Raw genomic sequence first — 12,651 nt, forward strand, 5'->3', positions numbered from 1 at the left:
AGATTGCACTCACTTTTTTCACTTCTCTATTTTATTGCGATCGCATTCCTCTTTAAAAACTGTCCGGAGTATTGATTGGCGATATGGTGAAAATATTACTCGAAGAACTTGAAATTGATCGAGAATGTTTTGGTTCGACGACTTTTAAGCGAAAAAGTATGTTACAAGGAATTGAACCTGACAACTGCTTTTACATTCAGAATTACGCTCTAATGATTGGCAAAAAGCGGATAGACTTAACTGTCGATCCGCCGCCTGACTTAGCAATTGAAGTCGATCTAACTTCCAAAACTCAACTCGATGCTTACGAAGCTCTGGGAGTACCGGAAATATGGCGCTATGAAAATAAGAAGCTTCTGATTAATGTGCTTCAAGATGGGAAATATGTTGAATCGGAAATTAGTCAGATTTTTCCCAATCTGCCAATTATTGAAGCTATTTCTCAATATTGCGAACAAAGCCAAACAGTGGGCACGAGTCAAACTCTCAGATTGTTTCGGAAGTGGGTTAAAGACCAAATACAAAAGTGATATGAAATCCCTATTCCCCGCACTGGCTGTCAGAAATCCGGCTTATTTACGATAGCCAAAAAGCCAAGTTTATGACAGCAAGCCTCTTAATTCCGTTGTATTTTTAATTTCGCTTTTGGGAAATAGAGAGAGAGTAAGGGTGTTGACCTTGAGCTCGATCGCCCACAAAAATAACATAAGTCCCCTTGTCCCCATAACCGGAAAATTCTACATTCCCCGCAGCAGCATTCGCCGGCAGGACGCAGAAACGCCCCCTCGGCCCCTGAATCATCAAACTCGGAGCTCCAGCGGTTTGTACTGCAATCCGCCAGTAAGGCAAATCCTGCGTTACTTCAATGACGTGGTTCGGCCCTTGAGAGACAAAACCGCAGTCGCCACTATTGTTCGGGCCGCCGGAAACTCCAGAAACTCCCAGCGGTTCGGGAAATCCGGGAGCAATTTGTAGCGGTTGGCTCCGAACAGCACCCGCATCCGCTAAAATCATTGCCAAGGCTAGGGTCACGATCGAGCTAAACCACAGTTTGCCGCGATCGCCCAGATAATGGATCTTCATGTTTCCTCACACAATGGCATTTGGTTCTAGTTCTTTGACGGTAGGGGATAATGGCGGTTCCAAACCCATTAATCTAAAATAACTTCGGAATTTTTTTATGAATCCTCAAAATAATTTCAATTGGCAGCAAGCGTTCGGAGAACTAAAAGCTAAAGTAGAACGATCGCCACTCATCACACAAAATCCAGACAGCTATCAAGCCGTCGGAACCTTCTACAATCAATTACTGGACAAGTTTCAAAGACTCCCCAAACCGGGGCAGGTGGCAGCCTTTGCCGTCGGAGCGATAATTGTCCTGACAGTCTTCAATAGCGTCGTACAGCTAATTTCAGCGCTGATGACTCTTGCCGTTCTCGGAGTGCTAATCTACATAGCGTATAAATTGGCAATTTCCCCCCAGTCCTCAAATACTAACGACAAATAATAGGAATTTCTAAATATGGCTAACCCCACCGCGCCCAGCGGCATCAATCAACCCGATCCGTCTTGGCAAACACAATCCAAGCAAATGCCACTGCTGGTTCGCAGGTGCGGCGCTTGGGCAGTGGAAATTTCGTTAATAGCGGCCAGCGCCCTCGTTCCCTTCAGTATCGGGGCATTGGTCAACAAGGAAACTGAAACCGTGCCGCTCAATTCCTCTGTAGCAGCAGCATCCGAAACCGTCGCCCGTACCTTGGGCATACCCGTGCGCGATCGCAGCCCTAGAGTCGCACCCCTAACTAATCTATTCTGGTCAGGGGCGCTGCTGGCACCGGCAGTTTTAGCGGGGTGGCAACTGTTTTTGCTCGCCAGAACCGGTCAAACTATCCCCAAACGCTGGTTCGGGGTCAAAGTTGTCACAGCGTCGGGTACTCCTCCGGGTTTTGGGCCAGTGCTAATTCGCGAAAGTTTGGGGCGCTGGGGAGTGCCTCTGGGCGTCGCTTACGGCATTTGGCGCTTGAGCGGTGCGTTTCCTGATTTGCTGATTTTAGGGGGGTTGAGCGGCTTGGCAGTGCTCGCAGACGGCGCTTTTGCATTGCGCTACAAACGCCAATCCGGACACGATCGCCTCGCGAATACTTTGGTCGTCAACGCTCGATCGCATCAACTGTCTGACACTCCTGTCAAGAGTCCAGATTGGACTGAGGAAGACGCGCAGATTGCGGCTTTGGTTGTGACTCCACAAAGCGGCCTGAAAGCAAATGCCAGTTTGTGGAATTGGATGCGCCAACACCCAGGCACAACTTTAGTGATAGTTACCGTCGGCAGCGCGGGATTGATTTTAACTTTGTTTGTCGGCACTCTCATCTACACTCAAAGTCAAGCAAATATGCGGGATTCCCGGCAGCGGAACGACGAATTATTTGTAGCTTTAGTTAGCAAATTGTCTCCCACATCGGCTAGCGGGGCATCGGGCAGACGATCGGCTATTTTGGCTTTGGGGGCCGTGGAAGACTCCCGCGCCGTACCGCTGCTAGCGGATTTGCTCGCTCAAGAAGACAACCGCGCCATGTTGGACGCGATCCAGCAAGCTTTAGTCAGTAGCGGGCCGAAAGCTTTGCCTGACTTGCAGCGGTTGAATCAGGCCCTCAGCAACGACCTCGATTCCCTGCGCTTTGGTGGCAAGGCCCCGGAACGCGAGTTAGCGGCCGCCCGCCTGCGAACAGTACAAAGGGCGATCGGCAAAATTCTCACAGTGTATAGCAGCCAGCTCAACGGCGCGGATCTCAGCCGCACGGATTTAGCTCAAAGTCCTGCCGGCCCGTCTCAGTTTACTTTAGTTTTAAACAAAGTTGACTTGTCGGGAATTAAGTTGAGAAATGCCAATTTAACCAATGCCAGCTTGCAGGGATCTCGCTTTTACGGCACCGGCGAAGACAGGCGTCCGGGTACATTTGACGATTGGATTTCTGACTTGAGCGGCGCTAATTTGGAAGGAGTAAATTTGGTCGGGGCGTCTTTGAACAGTGCTGTAATGAACCGCACTACTTTTGTGCGTGCTGTCATGAACAAAGCTAATTTGTCAAACGGCAATTTGAATTCAGCTAATTTCAGCAGTGCTATTTTAATTGGAGCAAATTTACAGGAAGCACTGTTAAAAAATGCAAGTTTTACCGGGGCAGATATAGGAAGCGCGAATTTGTCGCGAGCGGATTTGTCAGGCGCGCGTTTGGCCAAAGTGAAGGCTCAAGGCGCTCAGTTGTCCTTGACAAATTTGTCTAAATCGGAATGGCAAGGTGCTGATTTGTCCGGTGCTGATTTGAGCGGCGCCAACTTACAAAAGGCCGATTTGACTTCGACTAAACTCGCCAACGTGAATTTAAAAGATGCTCAGTTGCAAGATGCGAATTTTCGGAATGCGGAGGTGAGTTCGGTTGATTTTAGGGGCGCGAATTTAGCGAGAGCCGATTTTAAAGGCGCTGTGTTTCTGGGGAAGGCAGCTTCGGATCAATTTATTCAAAATCCGACTGGTAGTAAATCCGGTCGATTCCTAGGAGTTGATTTTGCGGAGGCTAAAAATTTAGATAAAAGTCAAATTGCTTACATTTGTTTGCAGGGGGGGATTCATCCGAAGTGCCCGCAGAAAAAGTAAGGATTGGTTGTTAACGAGTAGGCTAATACAGTTGAGCATTTAAATTGTATATTCAGGGCGGGTGGGACACCCCAAAAAAGTTTGATTATTTTTTGACATACAATTTAAATGCCACAACAGCTTAGTCAACAGTCAACAATCATGAGGACTGCAACCGGAATTTATATTACGCAATAGCATCGGAACTGGCAAGAGTCTCGAATTGCGCCAATAGCATTGCCTCACCATTATTTGGAGTTCCAAAAATTTTAGGTAACTGACCTGTTTCAGCGAGAACTTGTCTCACTTCTCGGTTAGATACATCGGCTAGATTTTTGTTATTTAGAATGGCATTAACCGCAGCGATACCCACACCTTGACCAACTGCGGCGTTGAATTCCACAATTCTGCCGACAGAACAGGCAAATCCTTCAAATCCAGAACACGGACTGACCACTGCCAGGTTAGGAACGTTTTTAATTAATGCGTGGCGGATGCCAACATTAAAGATAGGGTGTTTAAAACTCAGACTTTTAAACCATCCTAGATGAGTTGCTTTATCGCGAATACCCGGGATGCCCCCCCGTACATCAAAATGATAGCTAAATGTTGCCAGGGCTTCATTAGCAGGTACGCCACCTAACAGCATTTGTGCGCCAGTTAAAGGTTCTACAACTCCCGTCACATTGCCAGCGTGTCTGATATAAAGTTCTGAGGAATAAGTAATAGAAGTAGCCCCCAAACTCCTCAGCCAAGTTGTAATAAATAACATCTCTTTTTGCATATTAGCCGTGGGTTTGCTCCCGCTTCTAGCTAAGGCTTCTGCTTCGCTGGCGGTGACTGCAAATAACAGCGCATTCCACGAAAGTCTATCATTTGGAAGTATGGCTATATTTCCCTCATCTAGAATTATGCCGGTTTCAGGAAAAGATAGTTTTCTTCCTCTAAAGGAGTGGTAAGCTACAGATAGAGCTGGCGAGCGAACATCGATGTAATCGTTACCCGCCCACAGAGTTTTGAGATTGCCTTTAGTGTCGGTCATTTCCCGCCGGAGTTGTTCTGCTAGTTGGGCATCCTTGTCGGCAGCGTACAGCAAAAATTTTTGACTCTCTGCATCGGCCCGGTTGGTAAAGCGTTTTAGATAAATGTAATCGAATTCTTTCAGTGCTCTTGCACTGAGTCCTTGGGTTTCAAAAACGAGGGTGACTGGAAGTTCTGAATTAGGCAGACCAAATGTTTCAAATCCCTTCAGCTTTCTCACACCGGCAGCTTGAGCTAATTCGGCATTGACAGTGGCATCAATAAATTGCTTGCCGGCATAAACTAAACCTTGAGAGGTGGTTATACTGGCAATTTTTTGGCCTTCTTTAGTAACTGATTTAATTTCTACTTTGCTGAGGAGATCTGCCCCAGCTTGTACCAGCATTTCTTTCAGCGCTGCACTGGCTTTGCGGGGGTCAAGTGCAATTGCCTTAACGCCGGATTTTTGTAAAAATTCTTTATAGATTGTCGCCGGTGAACCAAAGGTATCTAACTTTAAAGATTGTTGAAGTTCTTCACTAATCTGACTTCTATCTAAATAAGCAAGGCCACCTCGTACCAAATGCCCGCCAATTCCTTCTTGCAAGCTTGCTTTCGACATCAGTAGAATTCGCGGATAACGCTTTGTGCGGCGAAGATATTCTCTGGAGGCCGAGATAACAGCTAGAACTCCTGGAACTTCATCACCAAAACAGATGATATCGTAAGAACGCAGATTCATGACCATTATTTAACAACCTCTCCTAATTTTCATGTTTTCGAGCTGGATCTCAATGTTTGCCGTCCAACTCTCTGTTTTTCCCAAATCTAGCTCGATCTTTCCTGATTTTTGCGATAAATATTCACACATTTCTGGACGCAGCAACCGGGTTTTTTCCAGAAAATCCTCTGTTGAGGACGATCGATCTCGGTTGAAAAACCCGGTTTCTGAGCGTCTAGAGTCGGTCAGTCTGGTACTCTTGATTGCCATCAGCCCAGATTATCAGGATCTATCCCCAACTCCCGCAATCGCTGAGCTAGTCGATCGGCGCGCTGGGCTTCCTGTTGGGCGCGCTGCGTGGATTCTTTCACCTGTTCTTCAGGAGTCAGATAACGTTTTCCATCGGCATCATACCAATACAACCACTCCCTTGTCACCCCAGAATAACTTCCCCTTTCACAACCAATCCCCAAACCAATTTCTGGCATCCAAACTGGATTTCCTGGCTGTAATTCATACTTTCCATTGACTAACTTGTGTACTTCTAAACGGGGTTTACGACGGCGGCGGGAAGAATAAATGACGTAATAAAGTACGCCTAAAGCTTGATATTCCTCCAACTTTGTGCTGTATTCCTTGCGATAAGTTGGAGAAACTACTTCTAGCACAAAAGTAGGCAGAACATTTTCATCCCACAGCACGTAACTGGGACGCAATTCTTCGTCGTAAAATCTTTCTACTCCTAAACTTAAGAAAGCATCTGGGACAATGGGCGGTTCGTCAGGGTGATGATAAATACCCATATCTATGCCAAAAAACCAGTCCATGCGTTCTGACCAAACTATGAGCAATATTGCTTTTAACAACCCTGGTATTAGCTCTTGCAGTTCGTTATCCACAGGCGTTTCATCCGAGTCTGGTAGTTCATCGGCGGAGGGCAAGTTCCTCGGCAAGTTGTACTGTAACATTGCGGCTTTCCTCAAAACTCACTAATATTATACCGTTGATTTGTTGAGCGATAGTATTTATTGAACGAACCGCGAAGACGCAAAGGAAAAGAAGAGAATATGATAGGTAATTTTGACTGAGTTAATCTGAATGAATTTTTGTAAAATATTTGCTGAGACTTACACGATCGACTAAACTATGTCTAACCAGTCGGTTCTAATGGGGAGCAGCCGTTAGAGGAAACGGGGAAAGTTCGGTGCAAGTCCGGCGCTGTCCCGCAACTGTAATGAGAGTCATGTCGCTTTCTGAGTCAGGATGCCCGCCGATGTGTTAATTTACATAGTCTCATCTGCGAGGTTCAGCGTGAAGACCAGAAATCGGAAATTGGTCAGCTTGGGATTGATGGCTGGCTTGAGTTGTTATATTGTCCTGGGCTCGGCAACGCCCGCCGCAGCTATGCACATTTCGGAAGGTTTTTTGCCGGTGCAATGGGCTGCGTTTTGGTGGATGGTGGCGTTGCCTTTTTTTGCAGTAGGTTTGCGATCGATTACTCGCATTACAAAAGAACACCCGGAACTTAAACTATTGCTTGCTTTGGCGGGTGCGTTTACTTTTGTGCTTTCTGCTTTAAAAATTCCCTCGGTAACGGGCAGTTGTTCTCACCCGACGGGTACGGGTTTGGGTGCAATTTTGTTCGGCCCTTCGGTGATGGCGGTACTGGGGGCTTTAGTTCTGCTTTTTCAAACGTTACTGTTAGCGCATGGTGGCTTGACAACGCTGGGAGCGAATATGTTTTCGATGGCGATTGTCGGCCCTTTCGCTGCGTATTTTATCTATCAATTGCTGTTGCGAACTGGCAGCCAGCGGGCGGCATTTTTTTGTGCTGCGGCTTTGGCAGATTTGCTGACTTATGTGACGACTTCGATTCAATTAGCATTAGCTTTCCCGGCAGCTAGTGGCGGTTTTATGGCTTCGTTTCTCAAGTTTGCTGGCATCTTTGCTATCACTCAAGTACCCCTGGCTATCAGTGAGGGATTGCTGACTCTATTGGTCTGGAACTGGCTGCATTCTTACGGGAAGCCGGAGTTAGAAACTTTGAAATTATTGAGACAGGAGTGAGGCGCCGTGAGTCAAAAAACTACAAAAAATCACCAATCTACTTCGCGGCAAAATTGGCTGTTGGCTGGCGCTGTGATTGTTCTTGCAGCGTTTCCTCTCGTTTTTGTGCGGGGTGAATATGGCGGTGCCGATGACCAAGCTAAGAAAGCAATTACTGAAATTCAACCGGGTTATAAACCTTGGTTCAATCACTTGTTTGAGCCGGCTAGCGGAGAAATTTCAAGTTTATTGTTTGCGTCTCAAGCGGCGATCGGGGCTGGCGTAGTTGGGTACGTCATTGGGTTGTATAAAGGCCGATCGCAATCTCGGCAGCAGTCTGATAATAAATCGTCGGAATGAACCATCAGATTGATAGTCTCGCTTATACAAATCGCTTGCGGGGGTTGCCGCCATCTCACAAGTTATCATTTGCGATCGCCCTTTTAATTCTGTCTCTAGTTTCTGGGGCGATAGTCCAATTGTCGATCGGCCTTTGGTTGGCTGTCTGGATCGTCGTCTATGCGGGTATTCCGGGGAAACTGTATTTGCGGTTGCTGTCGCTACCGTTGATGTTTTTGCTGACAAGTTTGCCTGCTTTGGCGCTGGGTGCGGTTGCGGGCGATCGTATCCCTGCAATTGGGTGGGATATTTGGCAAGGTTGGGGCATTAGCATCGGCACTTTTTATCTGTATGTGAGTCGCACGGGAATATACCAAGTGAGCTTGTTATTTGCCCGCGCCTTCGCATCGACAAGCTGTATGTATTTCATTCTCTTGACGGTTCCATTTACCGAAATCTTGCAGATTCTCAGACAATTACGCTGTCCAGAGTTGGTCACAGAACTGCTATTACTAATGTATCGGTTTATTTTTAGCTTATTGGCGATCGCCGATGAACTTTGGATAGCCCAAAACTCGCGTTGTGGCTACCGCACTTGGAAGCGGGGAATGCAGAGTTTAAGCATTTTAATCGGGCAATTGCTTCAGCGAACTTTGGAAAACTACCGTCAAGTTTCGTTGAGTTTAGCGTCGCGCGGCTTTAATGGAAAACTGCGCGTTTGGAATTCTTACCCTTACAAACCTTCGCGAAGATATACATTTGAAGCTTTGTTTGGCTGCACAATTTTAACTTTGTTAAGCGCGGTATTTCAACGCTAAATTTATTAGGAATATTGAGATCACCCCCAGTTAGGACACGGCAGTGCCGTTTCCCTACAATTAATCGGGCGATGGTTACATCTTTCGCGGGGATGAGCAATGATTTTGAGGTAGGGAAACGGCACTGCCGTGTCCTCCGACAATTAATCGGGTGATGATTATATCCGAGGGGAGCGATCGATTATTTTGGGGTAGGGAAACCGCACTGCCGCGTCCTCCGTTACTATTTGGGGGTACGGTTTCAAGCCCTGCCGGACTAAAGGTATGACTTTTATGAACTAAAGTAATGAATTTTATGAATTGACCTTACAAGAAATCTATTGAATGATTGTAATCAATAGCGGTTAGGTAGGAATTATATTATGAACAAACGGCATTTACAAAAAATACTTTATTTATTCACCACCTTATTGACCATATTTATAGTCACACTAACTCAGGTAGCCGCCCAACAACTACCCTTCTACTGGGAGAATATTAATGTCCTAATCGACGTTCAGACCAACGGAGATATGTTAGTCACTGAAACGCAAAAATATGTGTTCACCGGTGACTACAACACCGAACGATATCGCTATATTCCTTTAGGCAAAGTCGATGAAATCAAAGATGTGACAGTTGCCGAAAATAATCAAAAAATCGCCAGTACGACCGGGATTGAAAACAATCAACTTTGGATTCGCTGGCAACATCAATTAAAAGCGCCAGAATCACATACTTTTGTTATCAAATATCGGGTAGTAGGTGGATTGCAGCTAGATGGTCAGGATACTCAAGTTTATTGGAAAGCCATTTCATCAGGTCGCCAAGCCCCAATTAATGCCGCAAAAGTTAGAGTAAAATTACCAGAAGCTTTGTCAGGTAAAGTTCTGTTTTTTAGGAATTTTGGTACGCCAGCCATTCCTCGCAAACTAGATGCTAAAACATTTGAATTTGTGGCAAGTCAGCCTGTTCAACCCCAGCAAGAATTAGAAGTGCAGATTGCATTTCCCCAGCAAATTCTTAATGTACCTCAACCTCGCTGGCAACAAACTGGCAATCAATCTCAATCTTCTTCGGAAGAACAAGTCTTTGTGGACTCTGAGCCTTTTGTAATGTCTTTTATCCTGATTTGGGTATCTGCACTCATTGTAGTGATTGTATTAATAATTATCACCAATGCAATCAATAATCGACGCTGCCCTCAGTGCAAAACGCTCAATCTCAAACGGACTTATAACGTTTTGTTGAGTCCTACATATACCAGTGCAGGAGAGCAGGAAGTTACCTGCAACTGTCAACACTGCTCTTACTATCACAAGTATAAAGAAGTAATGCCAAGCATGAGCGGTGGCGGTGGCGGTGGCGGTGGCGGTGGTGGCGGTGGTGGCGGTGGCGGTGGTGGCGGTGGTGGCGGTGGTGGTGGCGGTGGTGGTGGTTAATATCAACTGGACTTACGCATCATAGCCAAAGAAACCGGGTTTTTACTTAATCTGTGGGTTGTAACGAAGTATTGTCGAAAAAAACCCGGTTTCTGAGCACCCGCGCGTCCAGGACTATTGTTGATAATTTTCGTATTCTCGTTAGTTTAGCGCGCAGGATTTGCATAAGGGCGATCGTACTTTTTTACAGATTGTACGATCGCTTTTAAATATTGGATGGAAATTTTAGTCACTCATTTTGAGATGAACCGATCGCATTTCATGCACAATCATATTCCAAATATGACTTTTATGAATACAATTAATGACTTTAATGAATTGACTTCAACAGAAATTTATTCAATACTGATTGTAGTTAACAACTTTTCAGTACATTTGAGCTTAAAACAGGTTAAAAACTATGACTAAATCACGTTGGCTTCGCAAACTTTTACCATTAACAGTATCTTTCGCAACCGCGATCGCAGCAGCAGGCGCTTTTGCCCCACCAACTTCCGCTCAAAGCAATCCGCCACCCCAAGCCCAGGAAGTTCAACCAGCCCAAGCAGAAGGATTGAGCATTCCGATTTGGATCTATCCCGTAGGAGCAATTTTCCTAATTTTCATCTTTATACCGAAGATTGGCTGGACTTTGGGATTAATTGCGATCGGCGAACGAGAAGTGGGAATTGTTGTCAAGAAATTTTCCCGCAAAAATTTGCCATCCAGTAGATTGATTGCTCTCGATGGCGAAGGAGGTTTGCAAGCAGATACCCTTCCTCCTGGCTGGCATTTTGGTTATTTTCCCTGGCAATATAGCATTCGCAAAGAACCAGTTGTTGTCGTTCCTCAAGATGAAATCGGTTTAATTATTGCCAATGACGGAGCCACCATTCCTCCCGATCGCATTTTAGGCAAAGTCGTCGATTGCGACAATTTTCAAAATGCTCGAAAGTTTCTCACTGACGGTGGAGAAAAAGGACGGCAACTAGCCATCATCACCACTGGTACTTATCGGATTAATACTGCAGTATTTGAGGTAATTACTTCTGCCAATGCCACTGCAAAGGGTATGCAGCCGTCGGAATTTCAACTATACAAACTTGCTCCCGATCGCGTGGGAATTGCGAACGTGCTAGACGGGATTCCGATTGATGAAGGTGAAATTGCCGGACCGATAATTCCCGGTCACGACAATTTCCAAAAAGCGCAATCTTTCATCAAAGGTGGCGGGCGCAGGGGCTTGCAAGAACAGGTAATTTTATCTGGTTCTTGGAACCTCAATCCCTGGTTTGTGCAAGTAGAACAGGTAAAAATGACGGAAGTGCCGATCGGCTATGTAGGGGTAGTAATTTCCTATGTGGGAAAATCGCACCAAGATGTAAGTGGCGCCGCTTTTACCCACGGCAATCTTGTCAATAAAGGCGATAAAGGTGTGTGGGTAGAACCGCTTTACCCAGGCAAACATCCCATCAATACAAAAGTGATGAAAGTAGAACTTGTTCCCACTACGGATGTTGTTTTAAACTTCACATCGCGGTTCAGCGGAGAACACGGCTACGACTCCAACTTAAGTGCTTTGAAATTGCTTTCTTTTGACGGATTCACCTTTGAGTTAGAAGTTTTTCAGATCATTCATGTCGGTACTTTGGATGCACCGAGAGTCATTTCGCGCCAAGGTTCGATGCAAAATCTAATCGACCAAGTGCTGCGTCCAATTGTGGGCAATTATTTTCGCAATTCTTCTCAAGAATATACAATACTCGATTTTCTAATCGCGCGCAGCGAACGCCAAGCAGAGGCTGCAGAACACGTTCGTCAAGCCCTGCGGGCCTATGATGTGCAGGCTGTTGACACGCTGATCGGTTTGATTTCGCCGCCAGGAGAGTTAATGCAAACATTGACCGATCGCAAAATTGCTCAGGAACAAGAAAAAACTTACGAAGTGCAGCGCATTTCAGAGTCGCAACGTCAAGAATTGGTGCGTGCAACTGCGATCGCAAACATTCAAAATCAGGTGGTGGCGGCAGAACAAGGGGTGAAAATTGCCCAACTGAGTGCAACTGCTGCGATCGAACACGCTAGTGGTGAAGCAGAAGGGATTCGCCTCATGGGACAAGCAAAAGCGGATGCTTATCAAGTTGGTGTCAACGCTTTGGGTACGCAGAGTTACACCCTGTTGCAACTGATGCAAGCGGTTTCGGATGGTAGCGTTCGCGTTGTTCCCGATGTCACAGTGAATGGTAACGGCGGTAGTGGGGGTTTGCTGGACGGTTTGATGGCAATGTTGCTGCGGAATGAAACCAGTAAAAATGGAGAAAATGGAGCACATTCACCTGTAATTAATGTCAAAAAATCTAAGTCTATTGTTGTGGAAACTGTGGCAGAATCACCAGTAGCAAATGTGCATTCGGTGAAGTCGCCAAAATCGTCGGGATCTCCTACTGATTCACTTGCTAAGTCTGAGGTTGTTGCTAAGACTGATATTGCTGTGATAATTGCTGAATTGTCGCCGGAGTCTCCTACTCATTCAGTTGCTAAGTCTGAGGATGTTGCTGAGGATGATATTGATTCGGCATTTGGTGAATTGTTCGATAGCAATACTCCGGACAGTTTTTAAAGAGGAATGCGATCGCAATAAAATAGAGAAGTGAAAAAAGTGAGTGCAATCTC

At 45.9% G+C, this 12,651-nt stretch carries 11 protein-coding genes and 1 riboswitch; of the genes, 8 read left to right on the forward strand and 3 right to left on the reverse strand.

The window, feature by feature from the left end:
• Positions 1–83: 83 nt before the first annotated feature.
• The gene (locus QUA34_RS29065) at positions 84–530 is read left to right on the forward strand and encodes a Uma2 family endonuclease (RefSeq protein ID WP_333390883.1); all 447 of its coding nucleotides are present in this window, start codon (positions 84–86) and stop codon (positions 528–530) included.
• Between the two features lie 103 nt (positions 531–633).
• On the opposite strand, the gene QUA34_RS29070 is transcribed toward QUA34_RS29065, so the two are convergent.
• The gene (locus QUA34_RS29070; RefSeq protein WP_333085546.1) at positions 634–1,083 is read right to left on the reverse strand and encodes a hypothetical protein; all 450 of its coding nucleotides are present in this window, start codon (positions 1,081–1,083) and stop codon (positions 634–636) included.
• A gap of 97 nt (positions 1,084–1,180) precedes the next feature.
• Between QUA34_RS29070 and QUA34_RS29075 the strand changes: the two genes are divergently transcribed.
• Positions 1,181–1,507 (forward strand): hypothetical protein, encoded by a 327-nt coding sequence (locus QUA34_RS29075; RefSeq protein WP_333390886.1) that lies wholly within the window; start codon positions 1,181–1,183, stop codon positions 1,505–1,507.
• 15 nt (positions 1,508–1,522) lie between these two features.
• Complete coding sequence (locus tag QUA34_RS29080) at positions 1,523–3,655, forward strand: pentapeptide repeat-containing protein (RefSeq protein WP_333390887.1); 2,133 nt, start codon at positions 1,523–1,525, stop codon at positions 3,653–3,655.
• A 166-nt stretch (positions 3,656–3,821) separates the two neighbouring features.
• Here the strand turns inward: QUA34_RS29080 and QUA34_RS29085 are convergent, their stop codons facing one another.
• Together QUA34_RS29085 and QUA34_RS29090 are read right to left on the reverse strand one after the other, a co-directional pair.
• On the reverse strand, positions 3,822–5,396 hold the full coding sequence (locus QUA34_RS29085) for an FAD-dependent oxidoreductase (protein WP_333390890.1): 1,575 nt from the start codon (positions 5,394–5,396) through the stop codon (positions 3,822–3,824).
• A gap of 248 nt (positions 5,397–5,644) precedes the next feature.
• Positions 5,645–6,343, reverse strand: a complete 699-nt coding sequence (locus QUA34_RS29090) for a Uma2 family endonuclease (protein ID WP_333390893.1) — start codon at positions 6,341–6,343, stop codon at positions 5,645–5,647.
• A 174-nt stretch (positions 6,344–6,517) separates the two neighbouring features.
• Positions 6,518–6,664: riboswitch (cobalamin riboswitch) on the forward strand.
• 61 nt (positions 6,665–6,725) lie between these two features.
• On the opposite strand from QUA34_RS29090, the gene QUA34_RS29095 reads away from it, so the two are divergent.
• The 5 genes from QUA34_RS29095 to QUA34_RS29115 all read left to right on the forward strand — a co-directional run bounded on the left by QUA34_RS29095 (position 6,726) and on the right by QUA34_RS29115 (position 12,598).
• Positions 6,726–7,442: an energy-coupling factor ABC transporter permease gene (locus QUA34_RS29095; RefSeq protein WP_333390903.1), complete on the forward strand. Its 717-nt coding sequence runs from the start codon at positions 6,726–6,728 to the stop codon at positions 7,440–7,442.
• Positions 7,443–7,448: 6 nt separating this feature from the next.
• Entirely contained in the window at positions 7,449–7,781 is a 333-nt protein-coding gene (locus tag QUA34_RS29100; RefSeq protein WP_333390896.1) for an energy-coupling factor ABC transporter substrate-binding protein, read from the forward strand.
• Positions 7,778–8,578: a cobalt ECF transporter T component CbiQ gene (gene cbiQ / locus QUA34_RS29105; RefSeq protein WP_333330284.1), complete on the forward strand. Its 801-nt coding sequence runs from the start codon at positions 7,778–7,780 to the stop codon at positions 8,576–8,578. The genes QUA34_RS29100 and cbiQ overlap by 4 nt, the downstream gene beginning before the upstream one ends.
• A 362-nt stretch (positions 8,579–8,940) precedes the next feature.
• Positions 8,941–9,999: a DUF2207 domain-containing protein gene (locus QUA34_RS29110; RefSeq protein ID WP_333390899.1), complete on the forward strand. Its 1,059-nt coding sequence runs from the start codon at positions 8,941–8,943 to the stop codon at positions 9,997–9,999.
• A 400-nt stretch (positions 10,000–10,399) separates the two neighbouring features.
• Positions 10,400–12,598: an SPFH domain-containing protein gene (locus tag QUA34_RS29115; protein WP_333390900.1), complete on the forward strand. Its 2,199-nt coding sequence runs from the start codon at positions 10,400–10,402 to the stop codon at positions 12,596–12,598.
• Positions 12,599–12,651: the final 53 nt, after the last annotated feature.

This window comes from Microcoleus sp. POL10_C6, assembly GCF_036701585.1.
Taxonomy (GTDB): Bacteria; Cyanobacteriota; Cyanobacteriia; order Cyanobacteriales; family Microcoleaceae; genus Microcoleus.

Coding starts and splice junctions, on each gene's coding strand:
- QUA34_RS29080 (WP_333390887.1), top strand. CDS start 1,523: ATGGCTAACCCCACCGCGCCCAGCGGCATCAATCAACCCGATCCGTCT.
- QUA34_RS29075 (WP_333390886.1), top strand. CDS start 1,181: ATGAATCCTCAAAATAATTTCAATTGGCAGCAAGCGTTCGGAGAACTA.
- cbiQ (WP_333330284.1), top strand. CDS start 7,778: ATGAACCATCAGATTGATAGTCTCGCTTATACAAATCGCTTGCGGGGG.
- QUA34_RS29070 (WP_333085546.1), bottom strand. CDS start 1,083: ATGAAGATCCATTATCTGGGCGATCGCGGCAAACTGTGGTTTAGCTCG.
- QUA34_RS29065 (WP_333390883.1), top strand. CDS start 84: ATGGTGAAAATATTACTCGAAGAACTTGAAATTGATCGAGAATGTTTT.
- QUA34_RS29115 (WP_333390900.1), top strand. CDS start 10,400: ATGACTAAATCACGTTGGCTTCGCAAACTTTTACCATTAACAGTATCT.
- QUA34_RS29090 (WP_333390893.1), bottom strand. CDS start 6,343: ATGTTACAGTACAACTTGCCGAGGAACTTGCCCTCCGCCGATGAACTA.
- QUA34_RS29110 (WP_333390899.1), top strand. CDS start 8,941: ATGAACAAACGGCATTTACAAAAAATACTTTATTTATTCACCACCTTA.
- QUA34_RS29085 (WP_333390890.1), bottom strand. CDS start 5,396: ATGAATCTGCGTTCTTACGATATCATCTGTTTTGGTGATGAAGTTCCA.
- QUA34_RS29095 (WP_333390903.1), top strand. CDS start 6,726: ATGGCTGGCTTGAGTTGTTATATTGTCCTGGGCTCGGCAACGCCCGCC.